Origin of the sequence: Candidatus Amarolinea dominans (assembly GCF_016704685.1) — a bacterium.
Taxonomy (GTDB): Bacteria; Chloroflexota; Anaerolineae; order SSC4; family Amarolineaceae; genus Amarolinea; species Amarolinea dominans.
The window spans coordinates 40,225-64,311 of the sequence record NZ_JADIZS010000029.1; the positions used below are offsets into that span (position 1 = coordinate 40,225).

The following is a 24,087-nucleotide window of genomic DNA, read 5'->3' on the forward strand; positions in this document are numbered from 1 at the left end:
CTCATCCCAGAACCCGCCCCAGGTCTGGGGTGCGGTAGCCGCCCAGGCGCATCACGGCCGCGGCCAGCTCGTCGCTACGGATGACCGCCAGCAGCGGTTGCAGCAGCGTGCTCTCGTAGGTGGCCTGCGTCATCACCAGATCATAGCGCTCTTCGGCCAGGGGGATGAAATCGAGTTCCAGGGCGCGCGCGGCGGCCAGAATGCCCAGGGTGCAGTCGGCCGCGCCACTCTTGACGGCCGCGGCCACGGCCAGGTGTGTAAATTCCTGGCGCGCATAGCCTTGAATCTGACGCGGGGCGATGCCTGCCTGCTTGAGCCGGTAATCGAGCAGGACACGCGTGCCCGCGCCGCGCTGACGATTGATGAAGACCACATCGGGCCGCGCCAGGTCGTGCAACGTCCTAATGCCTTTGGGATTGCCTGCGGGCACGATCAGCCCTTGCGTGCGCTGCACAAAGCCGAGCAACACCACCGGCACGCCAGGCAGCTGCTCGGCCACGTAGCTGACATTGTACTCGCCGGTCGCCTCGTCCAGCAGGTGCGAGCCGGCCAGGTGGGCTTCGCCACGCGCCAGCGCCAGCAGCCCGCCGTAGGAACCGACATTGGACGACGACAGGGTCAAATGGGGGTGACGGCGACGCAGGTAGTCGGCCAGCACGTCGAGGGTCAGGTCATGGCTGCCGATGGCGACGATGGTGTTTTCGATCTCGCTACGCTGGCGCAGCAGCTCCACCGTCACCTCGGCGCCGGGCGGGTAGCCTTCGCTGAAGCGCGGCACCCGCACGATGCCATCCGCCTTGACCAGGGACATGATCACGCCCGCGCCGCGCTGCATCGGCGTCGCGACGAAGCGGTCAGCGACCTTGCCCACGGTCACGCGCATGAACTCGTCTTCGCCCATGGGGGAGAGCACCTTGCGCGTCAGGTTGGCGGTCAGGGTGGGGCGTTGGGGTGGCAGTTGCCCCTGCCAGCGTGCCAGCAGCGGCTTGATCAGCAGGTCGAAGGCGACGATGGCGCTGGCAGGGTAGCCGGGAATGCCGGCCACTGCCTTGCCCTGGGCCACGCCCAAAATCACCGGGTGGCCGGGGCGCATGGCAATGCCATGCACCTGCACGCTGCCGATTTCACGGAAAATGTCCGCGGTGAAATCGTGCGAACCGGCCGCGGAACCGGCGTTGACCACCACCAAATCGTGCTCGGCCAGCGCGGCCAGGATGGATGCCTTGATCTGCGCGACGTCATCGGGCAGCGGCGGCAGGCGCACGGCTTCAGCGCCCCACTCCGTCGCCATGCCGGCCAGCACCAGCGAGTTGTACTCGATCACATCGCCTGGCTTCAAATCGCTGCCCGGCGGCACCAGTTCACTGCCGGTAGGCTGAATGGCGACACGCGGCCGCCGGCGCACGAACACCTGGGTATGCCCGCAGCCGGCCACTGCGCCCAGGTCCTGCGGACGCAGACGATGGTTGGCGGGTAGCACCAATTCACCGGTCACCATATCCTCGCCCATGGGGCGCACATGCTGCCAGGGGGCCACGGCCGCCAGGATGGCGATGGACACGCCATCTTCCAGGACATGCACCTGTTCGATCATCACCACCGCGTCGAAGCCGGCGGGGATGGCGTTGCCGGTGTCCACGTAGATGGCCTGGGCCGGCGCCGCCAAACGCCGGGGGCTGGTTTCCAGGGCGCCCAGGGTCTCCGCGGCGCGCACCGCGTAGCCATCCATGGCCGCGGCGTGATAGTGCGGCGCGGAGGTCAGCGCCCACACCGGCTCCGCGGTCACGCGGCCGAGCGCCTGGGGCAGGGCCACCCATTCACCGGGCAGAGGTTGATCCAGCCCGGCCGCGCAGAGCGCGCGCTGCCAGCGGTCAATGGCTTCTTCCAGGCTGATATCTTCCAGGTAGATGTTGCGAGACAAGCGGTAGCTCCTTCGGACAAAACAAATCGGATGCGGCTGATTGTACCACAGGCCGGGGAGAAACGCGAAGGGACGGTGAGACACCAAGAAGAATTCTCTGGTAACTGCTCACCCTGCAGGCCGATTTGGACAGGATGAACAGGATGTACAGGATTCTTGCTCTGTGGTGTGCAAAACTATCGGCACGAGAGTTCGAATATCCTGTCAATCCTGTGAATCCTGTCTGAATTCCAGGCAGACCCAGCAGTTACCTCCTTTGCGTTCCCTGTGTCCCGGTGTGGGAAATCTTTGCTGGCTCACACGGGGACACAGGGACACAAAGATCAGTTTTTTGTTTTGATGAATCTGATTGAAAAATACAAAACAGATTCTTGACAAATCAATCCGTTTGCTGTATTATTAAATCAGATTTAATAAATGAAAAACATATGTTTTTTACCGAGTGATTGTAACGGGAGGAGAGAGGAATGTACAGAGCACCACATGCCTGCCCGGTGTGCGCGGCGGATATGCAGACGACGCGGCTGAGTTGTCCCACGTGTGGGACGGCCGTGGAGGGGCGTTTCGAGCGCAGCGGGCTGGAGAAGTTGAGCAGCGAGCAGGTCCATTTCGTGGAGGTGTTCCTGCGCAACGAGGGCAAGATCACCTGGGTGGCGGAGGAGTTGAAGCTCACCTACCCGGCGGCGCGTGCCCAGTTGTTGGACATTGTGACAGCGTTGGGCGTCAAGCCGGCGCCGCGGGCTGCGCAGAGCAGCGAACGGCAAGAGGTTCTGCGCAAGCTGGCGGCAGGCGAGTTGAGCGCCGAAGAGGCCCTGCAGCAGATCAATCGTGGATAGAACCTGTCAGGAACAAGCAGAGCAGTCATAAGGAGTGAATGAAATGTCAGACCGTTTCGAGTTTTCCCTGCCAGAGGGAATTAGTCAGTTGACGATCTATGCCAACGATGAGTTGGCGGTGCGCGGCAGTGAGCGGCGCAACCTCAGTGTGGCGTGCGATGAGAAGCCGATCCTGGAGACCACCGACGCCGGGGTCGTGCTGCGCCTGGCTGAAGATGCTGAGGTCGAGGCGCCCGCGCACCTCGACCTGTTGATTGCCCGGCTGGGTGATGACCTGAGTCTGCGCAGTTTGCAAGGCCAGGTGCGGGTGGAGGCAGCGCCCGATGATGTCAGCATCAAGCATTGCGGCCCGGTGACGATTGGGCGCATGCAGGGCGATCTGTCCGCCCAGGAAGTACAGCGCTTGCAGGTGACCTCTGTGGATGGCGACGCCAGTCTGCGCGGGGTACAGGAAGTAATCCTCGGTTCAGTTGGCGACGACCTCTCCATCAGCCAGGCCGGCAGCGTCAAGGTCGAGACTGTGGGCGGCGATGTGGCGCTGACCAACATTCAAGGCAACGTTGAGATTGACAGCATCAAGAAAGACTTCGCGGCCACCAACGTGGGCGGCAATCTGCACGTGAACACGGTTGGCAGCGACGCGGTCATTCGTGGGCGGGCGACATCCGGTCAGCAGATTCACGTGCGCGCCTGGGACAGCCTGGCCCTGGTGTTGAACGGCCCGCTGGCGCTGCACCGGCTGGAAGGTCACGGCGGCTGGGTGGCCCTGCCGGCCTGGGAGGAGATCCGCAGCCAGGCGCCTAACCCGGCGCAGGAGGGCGGCGCCGAAGTGCTGGTCGCGGCCGGCGATCGTGTGACCGCGGCCAGCTATGACTTCGACGCTGATGAGTTGACGGAAAACCTGAATCACCTCGGCGCACAACTGAGCAACCTGGGCGCGACCATCGCCGAGCAGGTGCGCAGCAGCCTGGCCGCGGCCGATTTCGCAGGCATTGGCCGTCAGATCAAGGACGCCATGACCGACATTGATTGGAGTGGTCTCAAGCGCAATGTGCGTGCGGCCGAACGTGCGCAGCAGCAGGCTGAGCGCATGGCCCGCCAGGCGGAGCGCCGCCAGGCCTACCGGCCGGGGGTTCACGTGACCATGCATCCGCCGGTTCCGCCAACGCCGCCGATGCCGCCGTCAGCGCCGATCACGCCCGCGGCGCAGGCCGACCGGTCGGGCAATGGTCATCTCAGCCAGGAGCGGCTGCTGGTGCTGCAGATGATCGAGCAGGGCAAGATCACGCCTGAGCAGGGCGAGATGCTGCTCGAAGCCCTGCCCGCCTGAGTCGGGTTCGAGTCCGGCAGGCGGTTGCAGAAAAACAAGACCGGGCTTCTGAGCGAAACCCGGTCCTGTCTTTGTTCAATTACCTTGCGAAGCCGCGACAGTCATCTCCCTATGACGCGTGGAACTCCCTGACGGCTCTGCGCATCAACTCTGTGTAATAGAGCTTTTCCAAGACCCATTCTCGAACCAGGGTGATCGTGTCCATCTTGCGTTCCCCGGCAATCTGTTCGAGCACCTCGAACTCCTTTTCTGGCAGATCTATCCTGACGGTTTTCTTATCGAGTCGCTCGAACACCAATTCCGTAACCTCTTCCAAACCATCTTCGAAGTCAGTTACATCATGAAAATCCCAAAACTCAGCTAACTGTTCTATCGAGTCCATTTGCGGAATGAACCTGGTATTCAGCGTCGTTTCCATTCTCGATATCGCCTTTCTTCCTTGAGCGTCATGGGTCGCGCAGTAACCGGAAATCCTTTGCCGTCAGGGAATAGTATCACAATACACAACAAATAGCGTCCTTCTGCTGTTTGCCCAAGCACATGATAGACTGGGTTGGCTCCGAACGCCTTCGACCGTAACACCAAGGAACGGTTGAAGCAAACCTCTTCAAATTCCTGCGGCAAGACACCGTGCGCCGCAATGTGATCAATTCGGTCAACGGGCCAGATAATCTCGTGTATCATCATGATCGTACTTGTCTGCCGTGCGTTCGACAATTGCCCACCAGAAGTCATCGCGCGACAAGCCCTTGCCGAGGCCGATACTCTCCCGCGAGCGCATCAAAAGCTACTGGAAGCGCGGCGACCGGGCCAGCAGCAAGCCTTCCAGGTCATCATCGAAGGCAGTGTACATCCGGTCTTCGTCTCTGTCAAGACCTATCTGTATTTCAAGCAGCCCTATGGTATAATTCACTATTGATACTCACCAGGATCAGGTTTTGATATGACTGCAGTAAGAATAGCGTCAACATTTCAGGAAGAAGCCGATTTTGTGCTTTTTCCCGGCGACTGCCTGGATCTGCTGCCCCGGCTGCCAGGCCAATCGGTCAAACTGATTGTCACCTCGCCGCCGTACAATCTCGGCAAAGAGTACGAACGGCGCCTGAGTCTGACCTCCTATCTCGACCAGCAGCGCCGCGTGATTACGGAATGTGTGCGCGTGCTCCACCCGCAGGGAAGCATCTGCTGGCAGGTAGGCAATTACGTGGACAACGGCCAGATCACCCCACTCGACGTCAAGCTGTACCCGATCTTCGAGGCGCTTGGTATGCGAATGCGCAACCGCATCATCTGGCACTATGGTCATGGACTGCACGCCACGCGCCGATTCTCTGGTCGCTACGAAGTTCTGCTGTGGTTCACCCGGTCGGACACCTACACCTTTCATCTGGATGCGGTGCGCGTGCCGCAGAAATATCCGGGCAAGAAGTATTTCAAAGGCCCGAGACGCGGGGAACTGTCGGGCAACCCGTTGGGCAAGAACCCAGGCGATGTGTGGGAAATTCCGAATGTCAAGGCCAACCATGTGGAGAAAACCGCGCATCCCTGCCAGTTTCCGGTCGAACTGATCGAACGTCTCGTGCTGGCCATGACCGACCCCGGCGATTGGGTGCTCGATCCCTTCATGGGCGCGGGTACGACAGCGCTGGCGGCCCTGATCCATCAGCGCAAAGCGATTGGCGCCGAAATCATGCCCAAGTACGTGGAGATTGCCAGGGAAAGGGTGAGGCTGGCCGAAGCCGGTCAGTTACGCATCCGGCCGATGGAGCGACCCGTCTATGATCCAGACGCCCCCTCCAGGAATCTTCCACCGCTCGATGTTCAACTTGGAGATGGCTATCGTCAGAAGAGGCTTTCTTTGTGAAACGCCGACGTTTCGTTCGACTGGCTCTGATTGCTCTGGCGCTGATCGTCGTCGGCCTTCTGCTTGCGGCGCGCACGCCGAATGGCGCCGCGGCCGTCAATGTGATCGAATACCGCGTGCGCGCCTGGTGGTGGTCGCTGACCGGCCAGCCCAGCTATGATCCGACGCGCAGCGGCAGCTTCTCCGGCGTCATCCGCACCGCGGACGGGCAGCCGCTGGCCGGCGCCGTGGCCCTGGTCGCCACCGTGCGCGGTGAGGTGTACCAGGCGCACAGCGACGCCGCCGGCGCCTACCGCGTGGATGGGGCGCCGCCCGGACGCTTTGTGCCGATGAGCGGCGCCTGGGGATTCGCCGAAGTCAACGGCCCGGCGCTGACGATCAACGTGGGGCAGGAACGCAAAGGGGTTGACTTCACCCTGGCGCGCTATGTCCCCTCGCCCATCGGCCCGACCGCGTGGACCGCTGGCCCGGCCGCGGCCGCCGCGTCCGATTTTCCCAGACCGCTGACCGCGCAGCGCATCCCCTTCACCTTCACCCTCGACAGCCTGGTCATCGCGGGCGGGCAGTTCTACCTGCCCGATCCCATCACGCACACGTTGCCCACCATCTTCATTATTTACCCCAGCCCGGCCATCAACTGGAGCAACGTGTCCGCGGCGATGGCGGCCGAGGGCTTTGCCGTTGTGGCCGTCGGTCCCACCCCTGCCCGCGTCCTGGACATCGAAGGCCATGTGCGTGACTTCCGCGCCGTGTTCCAGGCCTGGCAGGTCGGGCGCTTCGACGAGATGGCGCCTGGCGCCGCGCTCGATCATGATCGTTGGCTGCTGATGTCCGGCAGCTTCGGTTCGCTGATGCTCTTCCGCAGCCTGCGTGACCTGCCCGCGCCGCTGGCCATCCTCAGCGTGGGCGGTATCAGCGACGCCTTCCTGGGCATTCAGTCGCTCTACAGCACAGAGTTGAAAATTCCGCCGCCCTACGACAACTACGTCGCCGCGCTGGGCCGGCCGGACCGCGACCCGGCCTTCTTCTTTGGCTACTCTCCGCTTTTCTACGCCGACCGCCTGCCGCCCATCTTCCTGATTCACTCCTACGGCGACGAAATCATCCCCTACAACCAGACCACCACCCTCAGCACCGCGCTCGATGCTCTGCAGGCGCCACACGAAACCCTGCTCTATCACGACACCACCCACTACCTGGACGCCTACAACCCGACCGAGTCCACCTTCCTCGTCTTCCGCCGCGCCATGGCCTTCGCCGGCGCGCACACCGCTCGGCGCTGAGTCGCCTGCTTTGACGCTGTCGCCATTCCCTTGTACAATACCGCCCATGTCTCCCGTCCACTCGACGTTGGCCTTGCTGTTCGTGAGAGCCAGGCTGCGTGCCGCTCGAAAAGTGCTCCGAGGTGTGCGATGTGCGTCTTTTGTGCCTCTCTACCGGCTGTCCTTTCCATCGGTGTGGCGACGCGGGCCGACCAGCGCCGCCAGCAGCAGCACGCTGAACAGGCCGGGGAGCCTGTTTCCCCGCCGCTGCTCCCGGCCGGCCCAATCACAGCCCTGACCCTGGCCGGCATCGTCACCGCGGCGGTGATTTTCCACACGCAGCAGGGGGCTTGAGATGTCCACTCGACGCCAGGCTCTCCTCAGCGCGTACTGGTTTGCCGTCAGCGCCCATTGGACCGCCATCCTGGTGGTGCTCCTGCCGGCGCAGGCGCAGCAAATGGGCGGCGATGCCTTCAAGGGGCGCACCCTGGGTCTGGTCCTGCTGGCCGGCGCGCTCGTCTCCATGCTCGTGGCGCCGATCGCCGGCGCTCTTTCCGACCGCCTGCGCTCACGCCTGGGGCGGCGCCGGCCCTTCCTCATCATCGGCACGTTGGGCAACATGATTGCCCTGCTCGGCCTGGCCTACCTGGCCAAGCCGCAGATGTTGGGCCTCTACATCCTGGCCTTCATGGCGGTGGAGTTCTTCAACAACATCGCCACTGCGCCCTACTCCGCGCTCATTCCTGACGTGGTGCCGGCCGGCCAGCGCGGCTCTGCCTCTGGCTGGATGGGCCTCATGACCATGCTCGGCAACTTCCTGGGCGGCATCATGGGCCTGCTGCTGGGCAGCATCGGCGGCATCGCCGGCGCGTACTGGCTGCTGGCCGCCATCCTGTTGATCGGCATGCTCATCACCGTTTTCAGCACCGAGGAACCGCCGCCGCCGCCGCTGCCGCTGCCGCCCTTCGCCTGGCGCCCCTTCCTGCGCAGCCTGCTCGACCCGTTCAAATCACGTGATTTCACCTGGGTCTTCTGGACCCGCTTCCTGATGGTGATGGGCACCTTCATCGTGCAGGAGTTCTTGATCTATTACCTGGACGATGTGGTCGGCGCGCCGTTCAGGATTTTCGGGCTGAGCATGAACGAAGCGGCCGAGGCCGTGTCGCTGGCCATCCTGGCCCTGCTCATCGGCGCCATCATCAGCAGCCTGGTTGCCGGCGTCGTCTCCGACCGCTTTGGCCGCAAGAAGATCGTCTATTTCTCCGGCGCCCTGCAGGCTGTAGTCGTCACGGTCTTCTTGTTCGCCCACTCCTACCCCCTGGCGATTGCCATGGGCGTTGTCTTTGGCCTGGGCTATGGCGCGTATATCAGCGTAGATTGGGCGCTGGCCACCGATGTGCTGCCCAGCATGGACGATTACGCGCGTGACATGGGCGTCTGGCATGTGGCGCTCACCCTGCCGCAGGTCATCGGCGCACCGATCGCCGGTGTCTTGCTCGATTTGGGCCAGGCCTACGGGCCAGGCGTTGGCCTGCCGACCCTGGGCTACACCCTGCTCTTCAGCCTGGCGTTGTTGTTCTTCATCCTGGGCACCGTTTTCGTCAGCCGCATCAAACGGGCCAGGTAGCGCAAATTGATGCAAACTAAAAAAGGAAAGCGAGGAAAACGGCCGGACGCCGGTCGTGAAACACCAATGGCAAGAAAAAGCGTAACGGAGCAGATCATGGATCAGTACGGACTCAGCCCGGACAAGCCCATCAAGCTCAGCGATTTCGATCCTGACGACGGCGAGGGGTTCAAGAGCAAGAGCGATGCCCAGCGGCAATTGCGCAAAGACCTGATGCGCATCCGCGTCTTGCAGGAAGCGCTGTACGCAGAGCACAAACAATCGCTGCTGATCGTGCTGCAGGCCATGGACACCGGCGGCAAGGATGGCACAATCGAGCATGTGTGCGGCGCGGTGAACCCGCAGGGCGTGGTGGTGACGCCGTTCAAGGTGCCGAGCGCCGAGGAACTGGCGCACGACTTCCTCTGGCGCGTGCATAAAGTAACGCCGGCCAGGGGCATGATCGCCGTCTTCAACCGCTCGCATTACGAAGATGTGTTGGTGGTGCGCGTGCATGATCTGGCGCCTAAAGAAGTGTGGAGTCAGCGTTATGAACTGATCAATCAGTTCGAAAAGCACCTGACGGCCAACGGCGTCGTCATCCTCAAGTTCTTCCTGCACATTTCCAAAGCGGAGCAGAAAGAGCGCCTGCTCGACCGTCTCAACACGCCGGACAAGCAGTGGAAGTTTGCCGTGGGCGACCTCAAAGAGCGCGCCCTGTGGGATCAGTACCAGGAAGCCTATGAGGATGCGCTCAACAAATGCACCACGGCCGCCGCACCCTGGTACGTCATTCCCGCGAACCGAAAATGGTATCGTAACTACCTCGTGGCCCGCATCATCCGCCAAACGCTCGAAGCCATGAACCCCCAGTTCCCGCAACCCGCCGAGGATCTGAGTCAAGTCGTTATCGAGGATTAGCTTTTTGGGGACGAAGCACGATGGGAATAGCCGACATTCTCGAACAGACAGAAGCCAGCCGTGAGCGATTGGAAGACGCGCTGGAGGGATTGACGACGGAGCAGATGAGCGCGCCGGGCGTGATGGGCGACTGGTCCGTCAAGGACATCCTGGCCCACATTGCCGTCTGGCAGTCACGCCTGGTGCGCCTGCTCTACCAACTGGCGCGCCAACAGAAACCGCAGTGGGACATGCGCGATGTGGACGGCATCAACGCCCAAATCTACGCGCAGCAAAAGGAGCGGCCGCTCGACCAGGTGTTGGAAGATTTCGAAGGCGTCTTCGAGCAAGTTTGTCTGCGCCTGGAAGCGCTGCACGAGCCGGACCTGGCGCGTCGCTTCGGTGACGCTAATCTGGCCCAGATCATCGCCGCTAATACTTACGAGCACGATGACGAGCACGCCGCGCAGATCAGCGCCTGGCGCAGTCAATTGCCGCCTGAGGAAGCGTGATCTGCCGCTCATGACCTTCGACCTCCGCCCATGCGGGCCGCTGCCATGAACCAAGAGATCATCGAAGCCTTCTGGCGCGCCTACCTGGCCACGCTGCCGGCCGACGCACCGGCCCAAAACGCAGCCTTTGTGGCCGAGTCGTTCGGCGATCATCCCGATCTCGCCGACGAACTGGCCGCGCTGGTGTTGGCCGGCGTCAAGACCGCCACTTGTTCGGCGCTGTGGGAATGGGAGGCCGAAGGCGCTTCCCTCCCACAGGCTGGACTGCACACCATTGTGCTTGATGCGCAGGGCGCACCGCTGTGCATCATCGAAACTACCGCGGTCTTCATTTGCTCTTACGATCAGGTAGACGCCCCATTTGCCTGGGAAGAGGGCGAAGGCGACCGCTCCCTGGCCCATTGGCGCGAGGCTCATGCGCGCTTCTTCACGCGCACCCTGCGGGCCATCGGGCGCACGTTCACGCCTGACATGCCGCTGGTGTGCGAACGGTTTCGGTTGGTCTACCGACCAGTATCCGCAGGCGACCCGCACATACGCTGAATGCCGGCGCTGCCTCTGCCAGTTTTCTCATGCACCTGTCCTGGCGCGAAAAGCGATCAGGCATCACCGTTAGTGTCCTCAAGACCGCGCCCCCCGCACTTCGATCGTTTTCCAAATCATCTTATCGTGCCCGTCAGAACTCACGCTGGTCAACCGGCAGGAGGGATTTCATATGCTGCCTGCGCCCCGGGTATCCCTGCTCATGGTTCTTTTGATGGTTGCCACCCACAGTCTACCGGCGGCTTCGGTCCAGTCAGCGACCGCGCCCAGTCAACAAACCGTGGTTATCAACGAGGTGGCCTGGGGCGGCACGGCCGCCAGCAGCGCCGATGAGTGGATGGAGCTTTTCAACCCCGGCGACGCGCCGCAAAGCCTCGACGGCTGGACCCTCTCCACCGGCGATGGTCGCATTGCCATTACTCTCGCCGGCGTCCTGGCGCCACATGGCTTCTTTCTGCTGGAACGCACCGACGACACCACGGTCAGCGATATCCCGGCCGACAAAATCTACACCGGCGATCTGCTCAACAGCGGCGCCTCGCTCTTCTTGCGCGACAACAGCGGCAGCCTGATTGACTCCGCCAACGGCAATGGCGGCGCCTGGCCGGCCGGCTCTGGCTCGCCCGGCTATTTCTCGATGGAACGCATGGACCCCACCGCGCCGGACAGCGATGGCAACTGGGCCGCCAACAACGGCGTCACTCGCAACGGTCACGACGCCAACGGCAACCCGTTGAACGGCACCCCCCGCCAGCCCAATTCCGTCTACCAACCGGCGCCCACGGCCACGCCAACTTCGCCTGCCCCCACGGTCACGCCGACTGCCAGCGCCACGGTCACACCGACCGGCGCCAGCACGGTCACACCCACCACCACGCCCACCACCACGCCCACCGACGCCAGCACGCCGACGGTGACATCCACGCCCACCGCGACCGGGGTTCCCACGCCCACGACTGATCCGGGCGCGACCAACACGCCGACGCCGACGGTGACGGCGATTGCGACGGACACCCCCACGCCGACCGCCACGCCCGCGCCGCCCCATACCATCGTCATCAACGAGGTGGAGTACGACACGGTGCAGGCGGGCAGCGACAGCGATTACGAATGGTTCGAGCTGTACAACACGAGCGGCGACGCGCTGGTTCTCAGCGGCTGGCGCATTGGGGACAACAGCAGCCAGGACATCATCCCCGATCTGACCATCGCCGGGCATGGCTTTGTCATCGTGGCCTCCAGCCCGCAGTTTCACGTCAACTACCCGGTCGTGCCCGCGCCGGTGGTGTTTCTCAACAACGCCATCGGCAACGGGTTGGGCAACAGCGGCGACCGCCTGCTGCTCTCGGACCCGGCCGGGCTGACGGTGGACGGGCTTTCCTGGGGTACCGACACCACCGTGCTCGATCCTTCCGTGCCGGTGGCGCCTGCGGGTCACTCGGCCGAGCGCCTCAGCGCGGGTTACGACACCGACACCGCGGCCGATTGGGCCAACCGCTTCCCGCCCGCGCCCGGCTGGGACGGCGGCGCGACGACGCCGACGGTCACGCCGACGGTGACATCTACGCCCACCGCGACCGGGGTTCCCACGCCCACGCCCACGACTGATCCGGGTGCGACCCATACCCCGACGCCGACGGTGACCGTCACGATGACGGCAACGGCGATTGCGACGGACACCCCCACGCCGACCGCCACGCCCGCGCCGCCCCATACCATCGTCATCAACGAGGTGGAGTACGACACGGTGCAGGCGGGCAGCGACAGCGATTACGAATGGTTCGAGCTGTACAACACGGGCGCGGACGCGCTGGTTCTCAGCGGCTGGCGCATCGGCGACAACAGCAGCCAGGACATCATCCCCGATTTGACCATCGCCGGACACGGCTTCGTCATCGTGGCCTCCAGCCCGCTGTTTCACGTCAACTACCCGACGGTGCCCGCGCCCGTGGTGTTTCTGAACAACGCCATCGGCAACGGGTTGGGCAACAGCGGCGACCGCCTGCTGCTCTCGGACCCGGCCGGACTGACGGTGGACGGTCTTTCCTGGGGCGCCGACACCACCGTGCTCGATCCTTCCGTGCCGGTGGCGCCTGCGGGTCATTCGGCCGAGCGCCTCAGCGCGGGTTACGACACCGACACCGCGGCCGATTGGGCCAACCGCTTCCCGCCCGCGCCCGGCTGGGACGGCGGCGCGACGACGCCCACCGCCACGCCGACGGTGACATCCACGCCCACCGCGACCGGGGTTCCCACGCCCACGCCCACGACTGATCCGGGTGCGACCCATACCCCGACGCCGACGGTGACCGTCACGATGACTGCAACGGCGACGGCGACGGACACCCCAACGCCCACGCCATCCGCGCCGCCCCATGCCATCGTCATCAACGAGGTGGAGTACGACACGGTGCAGGCGGGCAGCGACAGCGATTACGAGTGGTTCGAGCCTGCACAACACGAGCGGCGACGCGCTGGTTCTCAGCGGCTGGCGCATCGGCGACAACAGCAGCCAGGACATCATCCCCGATCTGACCATCGCCGGGCACGGCTTCGTCATCGTGGCCTCCAGCCCGCAGTTTCACGTCAACTACCCGGTCGTGCCCGCGCCGGTGGTGTTTCTGAACGGCGCCATCGGCAACGGGTTGGGCAACAGCGGCGACCGTCTGCTGCTCTCGGACCCGGCCGGGCTGACGGTGGACGGGCTTTCCTGGGGTACCGACACCACCGTGCTCGATCCTTCCGTGCCGGTGGCGCCTGCGGGTCATTCGGCCGAGCGCCTCAGCGCGGGTTACGACACCGACACCGCGGCCGATTGGGCCAACCGCTTCCCGCCCGCGCCCGGCTGGGACGGCGGCGCGACGACGCCCACCGCCACGCCGACGGTGACATCCACGCCCACCGCGACCGGGGTTCCCACGCCCACGCCCACGACTGATCCGGGCGCGACCCATACCCCGACGCCGACGGTGACCGCCACGATGACTGCAACGGCAACGGCGACGGACACCCCAACGCCCACGCCATCCGCGCCGCCCCATGCCATCGTCATCAACGAGGTGGAGTACGACACGGTGCAGGCGGGCAGCGACAGCGATTACGAGTGGTTCGAGCTGTACAACACGAGCGGCGACGCGCTGGTTCTCAGCGGCTGGCGCATCGGCGACAACAGCAGCCAGGACATCATCCCCGATCTGACCATCGCCGGACACGGCTTCGTCATCGTGGCCTCCAGCCCGCTGTTTCACGTCAACTACCCGGTCGTGCCCGCGCCGGTGGTGTTTCTCAACAACGCCATCGGCAACGGGTTGGGCAACAGCGGCGACCGCCTGCTGCTCTCGGACCCGGCCGGGCTGACGGTGGACGGGCTTTCCTGGGGCGCCGACACCACCGTGCTCGATCCTTCCGTGCCGGTGGTGCCTGCGGGTCATTCGGCCGAGCGCCTCAGCGCGGGTTACGACACCGACACCGCGGCCGACTGGGCCAACCGCTTCCCGCCCGCGCCCGGCTGGGACGGCGGCGCGACGACGCCCACCGCCACGCCGACGGTGACATCCACGCCCACCGCGACCGGGGTTCCCACGCCCACGACTGATCCGGGCGCGACCGACACGCCGACGCCGACGGTGACCGCCACGATGACTGCAACGGCGATTGCGACGGACACCCCAACGCCCACGCCATCCGCGCCGCCCCATGCCATCGTCATCAACGAGGTGGAGTACGACACGGTGCAGGCGGGCAGCGACAGCGATTACGAGTGGTTCGAGTTGTACAACACGAGCGGCGACGCTGGTTCTCAGCGGCTGGCGCATTGGTGACAACAGCAGCCAGGACATCATCCCTGATCTGACCATCGCCGGGCATGGCTTCATCATCGTGGCCTCCAGCCCGCTGTTTCACGTCAACTATCCGGTGGTGCCCGCGCCGGTGGTGTTTCTAAACAACGCCATCGGCAACGGCCTGGGCAACAGCGGCGACCGCCTGCTGCTCTCGGACCCGGCCGGGCTGACGGTGGACGGTCTTTCCTGGGGCGCCGACACCACCGTGCTCGATCCTTCCGTGCCGGTCGTGCCTGCGGGCCACTCGTCCGAGCGTATCAGCGCGGGTTACGACACCGACACCGCGGCCGATTGGGCCAACCGCTTCCCGCCCGCGCCCGGCTGGGACGGCGGCGCGACGACGCCCACCGCGACCGCCACACCGACACCCTTGCCCGGCGCCGACACCTCGACGCCGACCGCGTCACCCGCGCCGCTGCCGCCCATCTCGCTGAACGAGGTGCTACCCGCGCCATTCGCCATTGACTGGAACGGCGACGGCACGGCCGACCAGAACGATGAATGGATCGAACTGTACAACGCGGGCGCGTCCCCGGTCAACCTGGAGGGCTGGCAGCTCGACGACCTGGCGAACGGCGGCACCGCCCCTTACACCATCCCGGCCGGACGCCTCCTGGGGCCTGGCGAGTTTGCCATCTTCTTCCGCAGCGAAACCGGCGTCGCGCTCAATAACACCGGCAGCGAGCAGGTGCGCCTGCTGGCCCCGGGCGGCATCCAGGTGGAAGACTACTGGTTCGCCAACCCCGATGTGGACTGGTCGTACAGCAAAGTCGTTGATGGCGGCACGGTTTGGACCGACGCCTACCCGCCGTCGCCGGGCGCTTCCAATCAACCGCCCACCTCCACGCCCACCGCGACCGCCACACTGACGCCAACGGTTGGTCCGACGCCGACGCTCACCCCAACGCCCACCCCCAACCCGTCCTGGCAAGGGGTGCGCCTCAACGAATTCCTGGCCGCGCCGGAAAACGTGGACTGGAACGGCGATGGCATCCTGGATGAAGATGATGAATATGTGGAGCTGCTCAACACAGGCGACATTCCCGTGGATGTGGGCGGCTGGCAGTTCGACGACATCGCCAACGGCGGCTCGACACCTTACACCTTTGCGGCCGGCACCCTGCTGCCCGCACATGGCTTCCGCGTCTTCTTCCGCAGTGAGACCGGCGTGGCGCTCAACAACACCGGCGGCGATGATGTTCGTCTACTGGCGCCGGATGGCCAGCAGACGCAAATTTTCCATTTCACGACGGCGGGCGACGATCAGGCCTGGAGCGCGTTGCCCGATGGCAGCGACACCTGGGTAGATTCCGTGCCGCCGTCGCCCGGCGCCAGCAATCAGCCCACGCTCGGCCCGGTCACGGTCAGCGGCGCGGTCTACCGCGGCCAGCCTGGCGACACCACGCAGCCGCTGGGCGGCGTCACTGTGCAGTTGTGGGCCGGCGCCCGCGCCAACGCCTGGGACCGCTGGCTGCTCAACGGCCTGACGCGGCCGGATGGCAGTTTTCTCCTGGAACTCCCCCAGGCCCTGGCCGAATTCCCCTACTACCACCTGGTCGAGATTGACCCCGCCGGCCTGACCTCCGTGGCCGCGCTGGCCGGCAGCGGCGGCGTCGTGATGGACCCCAACTGGATCGCCATCGGCCCCACGAGCGGCGGCCAGTTCACCGGCTTCGCCTTCTGGGACGACGAGCCTTCGGCCACGCCGACCCCTCTGCCCGCCGCGGCCGTACTCATCACCGAAGTGGAGTACGACAGCATCGAGCCTGGCACTGACAGCGCCTGGGAGTGGGTGGAACTGCGCAACAACAGCGATTCCCTGCTGCGCCTCAGCGGCTGGTCGCTGACTGACAACCTGGGCACTGACCTGCTGCCAACCCTGGTGCTCACGCCCGGCGCCTTTCTGATCCTGGCCGCCAGCCCGACCGATTTCCTGGCGCACTACCCGGCTGTCACCGCACCCATCATCGCCATCGCCGACGGGCAGATCGGCAATGGCCTGGGCAACACCGGCGACCTCCTGCGCCTGAGCGACGGCGCCGGCCGCCTGGTGGATGCCCTCTCCTGGGGCGACAACACCGCCGTTTTTGACCCGTCCGCGCCCGATGTAGCGCCGGGGCACAGCCTGGCCCGCCGCGATCCGGCCGTGGACACCGATCGCGCCGCGGACTGGTTCGATGAAGCGTCGCCGTCACCCGGCCGCGGCCCGGTGTTCGTCACGCCCACGCCCACGAATACGCCGGAAGGGACGCCGACATCCACACCCACGCCGGCCACTCCCTTGACCGTGGTCATCAACGAAATCGCCTGGGGCGGCACCCTGGCCAGCGCCAGCGATGAATGGATGGAACTGTTCAACCCTGGCCCCGCGGCCGTTGATCTGGCCGGCTGGACCCTGAGCGATGGCGGCGATGTCACCGTCACCCTCAGCGGCGCGCTGGCGCCGGGCGCGTTCTATCTCCTGGAGCGCAGCGACGATACCACGGTCAACGACACGCCGGCCGATCTCATCTACGAAGGCACGCTGAGCAACAACGGCGAAGCCCTGACCTTGCGCGACGCCCGCGGTCATGTCGTAGATACGGCCAACGGCGACGGCGGCGCATGGCCGGCTGGATCGGGTTACCCCGATTACGTGACCCTGGAGCGCCTGGACGCGGCCTTACCCGACAGCGACGCCAACTGGGCGACCAATAACGGCTTGGTGCGCAACGGCCTGGATGCGGACGGCAACGCCATTCAGGGTACGCCGCGCCAGCCCAACTCGGTGACGTTACCCACCCCCACCGCCACGCCGACCGAGGCCGTGACACCCACCGCCACGCCGACGCCTGACCCGGCTTGGGCGGCCGTGCGCCTGAACGAGTTCCTGCCCGCGCCAGAAGCCGTAGACTGGAACGGCGACGGGGTGTTGGATGAGGATGACGAATACGTCGAACTGTTCAACAACGGCAGCACGGCGCTCGACCTGGGCGGCTTCCAGTTCGACGACCTTGCCAACGGCGGCTCCACGCCCTATAGCTTCGCGGCTGGCACGCTGCTGCCTGCGCATGGCTTCCTGGTCCTCTTCCGCAGCCAGAGCGGGGTTGCGCTCAACAATACTGGCGGCGACGATGCGCGACTGCTGGCGCCGGACGGCCGCGAGCTGCAGGCCGTGCATTACGCCAGCGCCGGCGATGACCGCGCCTGGAGCGCGCTGCCCGACGGCAGCGATGCCTGGAGCCAAGACCCGCCGCCCTCGCCCGATCGCAGTAACTGCGCGGAGCCGGGATGTGGGACGCCAACCCCGACGCCTACCGCCACGGTCAGCGTCACGCCGACGCCTGACCCGGCCTGGGCGGCCGTGCGCCTGAACGAGTTCCTGCCCGCGCCGGAGAGCGTGGATTGGAACGGCGACGGGGTGCTGGATGAGGATGACGAATACGTCGAGCTGTTCAACAGCGGCAGCACGGCGCTCGACCTGGACGGCTTCCAGTTCGACGACCTTGCCAACGGCGGCTCCACGCCCTATAGCTTCGCGGCTGGCACGCTGCTGCCTGCGCATGGCTTCCTGGTCCTCTTCCGCAGCCAGAGCGGGGTTGCGCTCAACAATACTGGCGGCGACGATGCGCGACTGCTGGCGCCGGACGGCCGCGAGCTGCAGGCCGTGCATTACGCCAGCGCGCACGATGACCGCGCCTGGAGCGCGCTGCCCGACGGCAGCGATGCCTGGAGCGGGGACGCGGCGCCCTCGCCCGGCCGTAGCAATTGCGCGGAGCCGGGATGTGGGACGCCAACCCCGACGCCTACCGCCACGGTCAGCGTCACGCCGACGCCTGACCCGGCCTGGGCGGCCGTGCGCCTGAACGAGTTCCTGCCCGCGCCGGAAGCCGTAGACTGGAACGGCGACGGGGTGCTGGATGAGGATGACGAATACGTCGAACTGTTCAACAACGGCAGCACGGCGCTCGACCTGGGCGGCTTCCAGTTCGATGACCTTGCGGGCGGCGGCTCGACGCCCTACAGCTTCCCGGCCGGCACGCTGCTGCCTGCGCATGGCTTCCTGGTCTTCTTCCGCAGCCAGAGCGGGGTGGCGCTCAACAATACTGGCGGCGACGATGTGCGTCTGCTGGCGCCGGACGGCCGCGAGCTGCAGGCCGTGCATTACGCCAGCGCCGGCGATGACCGCGCCTGGAGCGCGCTGCCCGACGGCGGCGACGCCTGGAGCGGGGACGCGGCGCCGTCGCCCGGTCACAGCAACTGCGCGGATGAGGATTGCACCCCGCCCACGGCCACCGTCACGCGCACGGCGACCCCTACGCGCACACCAACCCTGACCGCGACGCCGACGCCGCAGGGCACACCTGGTCTGCTGCGCCTGGGCGAGGTGCTGTACGATGGCACCACGCCTGACACCGAGGGCGACGAATTCATCGAGCTGTTCAACGCCGACCAGGGGCCGCTCGATCTCGGTTTCTACCGCGTGGGCGATGAGGAGACGGCCGGCGGCGGTGAAGGCATGTACCGCCTGCCCGCCGGGGTTCTGCTGACGTCCGGCCAGAGTATCGTCATCGCCAAGAACGCGGCCGCGTACCGGGCGCGTTTTGCCGCCTGGCCTGATTACGAGGTGCGCGTCAGCGGCGCCGATTACCCGGACAGCCCGGAGGTGCCCAACCTGGCGCGTGACACTGATTGGGGGCATGGCAGTTGGACCCTCTCCAACAGCGGCGATGAAGTGCTGCTGCTTGGGCCGGATGATCGCGTGCTCGACGCCCTGGCCTTTGCGGATGGCGACGCGGCCGGCCTGGGGTTGGCCGGTCATGCGCAGGCCGAACAGCCCTATTCCTTGCAGCGGGTGGGCGGCGCGGACAGCGATGATCTGGACGCCGATCTGCGCGTGGCGCTACCCAGCCCAGGTTGGGTGGAACCCTGGCCGACGCCGGGCGCCGCGCCCACGCCCTGGGTCCTGCCTGGCGGCTGGCAGGGCGTTTGGGGCGGGCTGCTGGCGCAGTCTGGCTTTGGCGACGGCGAAGGGGGGCCGGCCTATGTCCTGGCTCGCGGGCAGGCGGCCGGGCTGCATTTCCTGGCCCTGAACGATCCCCTGGCGAATTTGACGGCCGCACGCTGGCAGCAGACCCATGAGGCTGCGGCCGGCGTGCAGGGACTGCTGCCCCTCATCGGTCTGGCCGCTGACGATCTCGACCTGACCGGCGTGGATCAACTGCCGGGCGCGGGCGATCTCTGGTCATGGGCAGCCGGCCATCCTGCGACGTTGGTCAGCGCCGCGGCCGCGGGCTGGGAGGCGCACAGCAGCCTGGCAGCGGACCTGGTGTCCCTGCTTGAAACCAGCCCGGATGATGTGGGCGAGGCGCAGGCGATCACGTTGGCCTTTGCACAGGCCTGGACCAGCGGCCGGCGCACCGGCCTGGCGCCGCTGACCTGGACGTCCGCTGAGAGTTGGCGCCTCGGCGTGCTGGTGCCGGAACTCGGACCAACGCAGGTCCTGGATGCCTTGCGCAGCGGCCGCACCTGGCTGACCACGGATCGTGACCTGGGATTGATCATGCAGGCGGGCGCGCAGTGGTCGGGCGGGCTGCTCTCCAGCCAGGCGCCGGCCAGCCTGATCGTCCACTACGCGGATGACGAGGCCGCCACCCTGGAACTGCTCAACGGCGGGCAGATTCTCACGCAGACGGTGGTGAGCGGGAACGCCGCCTGGGCGCTGACGCTGGCGGTTACGCCGGGCAGCGCGCTGTGGGCCAGGGCCATTCAGCCCGATGGCGATGTGGCCGCGGCCAGCCCGTTGTTCGTGGAAGGCCCGCTGCCCGCGCCCGGCCTGCGCCTCAACGAGATGATGGTTTCGCCGCGCTCGGATTGGAACCATGACGGAGTGGGAGATACGGACGATGAATGGATCGAAGTCGTCAACATCGGCCTGCGGCCGGTCAACCTGTTGGGCTGGCAGTTGACCGACATCGAGCCGACCGGCGCACAGGCCAGCACCTGGCGCAAGGGCACGAGTGAATGGTTGGCGCCCGGCCAGTACACCCTCTTCTTCCGCAGCGAGACCAACATCAGCCTGAACGACACCGGCGATTGGATTCGCCTGCTCGATGCGCAGGGCCGGGTGGTGGATCAATTCCATTTTGTCACCAGCCCCGGCGCCGATCGCACCTGGGCGCGCACGCTGAACGGCGGCGGCGCGTGGGTCAACGACATGGCGGTCACCATTGGGCTGCCCAACCTGCCGGGCACGGCCACGCCAACCCCAACCCCGAAGGCGACGCGGCGACCGCCTACCCCCACGCCCGCGCCCATTCGACTCATGGAGGACATCGGCGCGGCGCGTGCATTGCCGTTGAACAGCCGCGTGGTCATCAGCGGGCAGGTCACGGCGCGGTTGGGCAGCCCGGACAAGTCCGCGTTCTATGTGCAGGCGGGCCGGTACGGCATCCGCGTGGAGATTGCGAGCAGCGGCGCGTATCCGCCCCTGGGCCTGGGCGACCATGTGCAGGTGAGCGGCCGCCTGGGCACGGAACGCGGGGAGTTGAAGCTGCGGTCGGGCAATCCGGCCGATGTGGTGCGGCTGGGCGCGGGCGCGGCGTTGGCCGCGACGCCGCTGCGCAGCGGCGCGTTGGGCGAGGCCTGGGAGGGCGCGTTGGTGCGCATCAGCGGGCAGGTGGTGGAGTTGAGCAGCGGCGCGATGGTGCTGGACGATGGCAGCGGGAAGGTGCGCGTCTTTGTCTCCTCCACCGCGCCCTTCAAGCGGCCGGCCGCGCGCCGCGGGCAGCGCTGGGTCGTCACCGGCATCGTCAGCCAGTACGGCAGCAAGGCGCCCTTCACCGACGGCTACCGCCTGCTGCCGCGCTCCGCGCGCGACTTCCAGCAGATTGTGACGACCCGGCCAGCCGCCGCAGTCAGGCTGACCGCGCGCGGTCTGAGAATCACTGCTCGCGAGATCGAGTAGCAGGGCAACGCCAGCCGCGCTCGGCGCATCGTTCTCACCCGTCAGGGCAAGGCCCGCCGCGCGCATCATGGAGGCTGGCAGTGGTGGGGGGCATGGAACAGAGGCCGATTGTTGACAGGGATTGACAGAGACACAGAAACCCAACGAGTTGCGCCCTGAGAAGTGTTAGGTTACAATCAACCCATGATCAAGAGCTTTGCACACAAGGGGGATGTGGATTACGAGGACTATCACTGTGAGTCAACTGGCGTGATGACGCATGACTCGCCGTCAAATTTCACATGAGGTGGGGCAACCTCGATGCCATGATGACCGAGTAGTGTAATCGTAATGAAGAAACGCTACGTGCTGCTGCTGATTCCTAGCATTCTCGTTCTTGCGGCTCTTAGTCTAGACCTGGGGCTGGCCTGCGAAAATCTTCTCGTTTATCCGATATACATGGTTGGTGGCCTTTTTGGCTTGCTGGCTGTAATAATTGGTATTGGTTTAGGTGTGCGCGCTGGCCGCAAAGGGCTATTCTTTGTCGTGCTGTGTGTAGCGGTCATTGGAGCCTATGCGCTGCTTCCAAATATCTTGGATTGGCGTCAATCACTAGAGTTTGTATGGAAGCGCGCAGGCTATATGGAAGTTGTTGACCTTGTGCGTGAAGGAAATATAAAGCCTGGAGATAAGTCATTAGCTGAGATAGATTCTGACCATCGATATTTGCTGCCCTGTACTAGCCAAATCGCCATCGAAGATAACAGCAGGGGCTTGTTTGTCATTTTCTTTACGTCAAATCGCATGTTCGGTGAATTCTCAGGCCATATGTATGTGGAGGATGGGCAAGCTCCATCTGTTCAACAATTTCGAGAGCTCCGAGCACTCGGCCCGGAGCAATGGTCTCACATCAAGCGCGTTGATGCAAATTGGTTCTACGTGATTTGGAGCCATTGAGATTGCCCACTGTGCCAATGAAGCGTGAGACACTTCAGCGGCTGAATTTAGTGTACAATTCAGTCGAACGCTTGCCGAGATCGGCGGGTGGTTTGCAAAAGACGACAGCGGTTGGCGCCGCGAAGACAACCGCTTCTACGAAAGAATCTATGCATCATGGTCGCAATTCCTGGGTTACTACGGTTATTTGCCCAATATCCGAAACTCGGCGGTCTGTTTGGTCTCGTCGCCGCAGTGGCATTTGCCTACTTGGGATTTGTGAGCTGGAATGAAGTACAGAAGATGCCCGATGCGCCTATTAACGTCTCTGTGACGCAAGCGGCTGCGCTAGTCAATTGGGGCGAGAGCGCCTGGGTTACTCTTCAGCACATACAATGGGATTGCGAGAATATCGTTCACAGCTACGTGAGTCGTCGCAGTTACCGAACCGAAATCCTGTTTACGGATGAAACCAACTCCGTATTGGGCGTGGCGCTCTTTTCACGATCCAAGAGGTTATCATGCGCTGAACTGACCGACACCGAGCTAACCGGCGTCTTATCTCGAATCGAAGATCGTTTCTACGAAAGAATGCCTGCCAGAGGGTTCAATCTCACACGCTACAATGGGACAACGATGCGCGTGCATCTGTGTACTTTTTGTGGCCGAGACAATTCGACGCTCGGAGTCATTTGTGGTTTGGTAATGGCTCCCCTGGGTTTGAGCATGTATCCGCTGTGTCTGAGCCTTAGAAAGCACTATCTGGCGAAGGGGATTCTGTAATGTGTCCTTTCTCGTGGTAAAGTTGCCACTTGTTCGCGAGAAAAGAGCGCCAGTGATTCGCGGCGAAAGGGAGCCACGCGTTCGCGAGGATGTGGAGCCAGGCGCGGGCCTGCCGAACACGGCGCGCACCGGCGGCTCGACTGAGCTTACCGAAGTCGGCGGCGGCTGGCGCGTGGCGTTAGCCGCTTGGCGCCGCCATCGCGCCAAAGGTCTTTGCAAACGCCGTAAGTCAGGTCCGAAGTGAGAAAGTCATAGATGACAGATACTCTTGCAACGTGTCCACGCGATGGGTTTCCCCTCATCTACGTCAACGGAGGGTGGGAATGTGCCGCCGAATATCTCGATCGTTGTTTGGGACAACAACCGATTGCCGACATAGTCCAGCGCGGCGGAACCGTATACTATCTCTTCGAAAACGGGCATGAACTGCCGATGCTGTGCTTCTGCTGCGGAACGCCTTTGGTTTATGGCGATATAGATAGAACGCGCCGTGATATGCAAGGGCGGCGACTGGAATCTATGTCGTGCGACATAGTGACCACGCAAGCAGGGAGGGAAGCGGTTGAATATCGGCTGGAGTTTTCCAAGAAGGGGTTGCTCAGACCGGGTGTGCGCGTGGCAATTGCCTTGCAATCTGCTGCCAAGTTGCGACATCCTTCGTATTGTCCGTATCGGGACAAGGTGTCAACACCTGCCAGTCAGCGAAAGAGAAGACGCAAATGAGCGGCCCGCCCGACTGTACCTATGAAGGCCGAGACAGTCGAACGGTCAGAATTGGTGTACGATTCGGACAGGGGGAGTTGTGCCGGTCAGGGCAAGCCAGTCTC

Annotated in this window: 16 protein-coding genes and 1 pseudogene; 14 read left to right on the plus strand and 3 right to left on the minus strand. The window is 64.5% G+C overall.

Features of this window, described 5'->3' with window-relative positions; genetic code table 11:
* Position 1: 1 nt before the first annotated feature.
* Positions 2-1,921: a molybdopterin biosynthesis protein gene (locus IPF85_RS18580; protein ID WP_343409551.1), complete on the minus strand. Its 1,920-nt coding sequence runs from the start codon at positions 1,919-1,921 to the stop codon at positions 2-4.
* A 467-nt stretch (positions 1,922-2,388) separates the two neighbouring features.
* Between IPF85_RS18580 and IPF85_RS18585 the strand changes: the two genes are divergently transcribed.
* The gene (locus tag IPF85_RS18585; RefSeq protein ID WP_343409552.1) at positions 2,389-2,757 is read left to right on the plus strand and encodes a DUF2089 domain-containing protein; all 369 of its coding nucleotides are present in this window, start codon (positions 2,389-2,391) and stop codon (positions 2,755-2,757) included.
* Positions 2,758-2,800: 43 nt separating this feature from the next.
* Complete coding sequence (locus IPF85_RS18590) at positions 2,801-4,087, plus strand: hypothetical protein (RefSeq protein WP_343409553.1); 1,287 nt, start codon at positions 2,801-2,803, stop codon at positions 4,085-4,087.
* Between the two features lie 109 nt (positions 4,088-4,196).
* Here the strand turns inward: IPF85_RS18590 and IPF85_RS18595 are convergent, their stop codons facing one another.
* A complete protein-coding gene (locus IPF85_RS18595) occupies positions 4,197-4,505 on the minus strand; it encodes a CopG family antitoxin (RefSeq protein ID WP_343409554.1) in 309 nt (102 codons plus the stop codon).
* A gap of 267 nt (positions 4,506-4,772) precedes the next feature.
* Here IPF85_RS18595 and IPF85_RS18600 point away from each other — a divergent pair, with 267 nt between their 5' ends.
* From IPF85_RS18600 to IPF85_RS18610, 3 genes are read left to right on the plus strand one after another with little or no spacing between them, the layout of a single operon-like run.
* On the plus strand, positions 4,773-5,006 hold the full coding sequence (locus tag IPF85_RS18600) for a hypothetical protein (RefSeq protein ID WP_343409555.1): 234 nt from the start codon (positions 4,773-4,775) through the stop codon (positions 5,004-5,006).
* Between the two features lie 24 nt (positions 5,007-5,030).
* Positions 5,031-5,951, plus strand: coding sequence for a site-specific DNA-methyltransferase (locus IPF85_RS18605; RefSeq protein ID WP_343409556.1), 921 nt, complete (start codon positions 5,031-5,033; stop codon positions 5,949-5,951).
* On the plus strand, positions 5,948-7,234 hold the full coding sequence (locus IPF85_RS18610) for a carboxypeptidase regulatory-like domain-containing protein (RefSeq protein WP_343409557.1): 1,287 nt from the start codon (positions 5,948-5,950) through the stop codon (positions 7,232-7,234). Before IPF85_RS18605 ends, IPF85_RS18610 begins: the two co-directional genes overlap by 4 nt.
* 150 nt (positions 7,235-7,384) lie before the next feature.
* Here the strand turns inward: IPF85_RS18610 and IPF85_RS18615 are convergent, their stop codons facing one another.
* A complete protein-coding gene (locus IPF85_RS18615) occupies positions 7,385-7,576 on the minus strand; it encodes a hypothetical protein (RefSeq protein ID WP_343409558.1) in 192 nt (63 codons plus the stop codon).
* Between IPF85_RS18615 and IPF85_RS18620 the strand changes: the two genes are divergently transcribed.
* The 9 genes and pseudogenes from IPF85_RS18620 (at position 7,569) to IPF85_RS18660 (ending at position 23,260) form a co-directional block, all read left to right on the plus strand.
* Positions 7,569-8,840: an MFS transporter gene (locus IPF85_RS18620; RefSeq protein ID WP_343409559.1), complete on the plus strand. Its 1,272-nt coding sequence runs from the start codon at positions 7,569-7,571 to the stop codon at positions 8,838-8,840. The genes IPF85_RS18615 and IPF85_RS18620 overlap by 8 nt on opposite strands.
* 96 nt (positions 8,841-8,936) lie before the next feature.
* Positions 8,937-9,740 (plus strand): polyphosphate kinase 2 family protein, encoded by an 804-nt coding sequence (locus IPF85_RS18625; protein WP_343409560.1) that lies wholly within the window; start codon positions 8,937-8,939, stop codon positions 9,738-9,740.
* Positions 9,741-9,760: 20 nt separating this feature from the next.
* On the plus strand, positions 9,761-10,231 hold the full coding sequence (locus tag IPF85_RS18630) for a DinB family protein (protein WP_343409561.1): 471 nt from the start codon (positions 9,761-9,763) through the stop codon (positions 10,229-10,231).
* A 45-nt stretch (positions 10,232-10,276) separates the two neighbouring features.
* Positions 10,277-10,774 (plus strand): ASCH domain-containing protein, encoded by a 498-nt coding sequence (locus tag IPF85_RS18635; protein ID WP_343409562.1) that lies wholly within the window; start codon positions 10,277-10,279, stop codon positions 10,772-10,774.
* A 172-nt stretch (positions 10,775-10,946) separates the two neighbouring features.
* On the plus strand, positions 10,947-13,712 hold the full coding sequence (locus IPF85_RS18640; RefSeq protein ID WP_343409563.1) for a lamin tail domain-containing protein: 2,766 nt from the start codon (positions 10,947-10,949) through the stop codon (positions 13,710-13,712).
* Between the two features lie 43 nt (positions 13,713-13,755).
* Positions 13,756-14,142, plus strand: a pseudogene (locus IPF85_RS18645) (lamin tail domain-containing protein); the annotation flags it as partial.
* A gap of 328 nt (positions 14,143-14,470) precedes the next feature.
* Positions 14,471-21,562: a lamin tail domain-containing protein gene (locus IPF85_RS18650; RefSeq protein WP_343409564.1), complete on the plus strand. Its 7,092-nt coding sequence runs from the start codon at positions 14,471-14,473 to the stop codon at positions 21,560-21,562.
* A 345-nt stretch (positions 21,563-21,907) separates the two neighbouring features.
* Positions 21,908-22,498 (plus strand): hypothetical protein, encoded by a 591-nt coding sequence (locus tag IPF85_RS18655; RefSeq protein WP_343409565.1) that lies wholly within the window; start codon positions 21,908-21,910, stop codon positions 22,496-22,498.
* A 156-nt stretch (positions 22,499-22,654) separates the two neighbouring features.
* Positions 22,655-23,260 carry a hypothetical protein gene (locus IPF85_RS18660; RefSeq protein WP_343409566.1) on the plus strand — a complete coding sequence of 202 codons (606 nt, stop codon included), beginning with the start codon at positions 22,655-22,657 and terminating at the stop codon, positions 23,258-23,260.
* Positions 23,261-24,087: the final 827 nt, after the last annotated feature.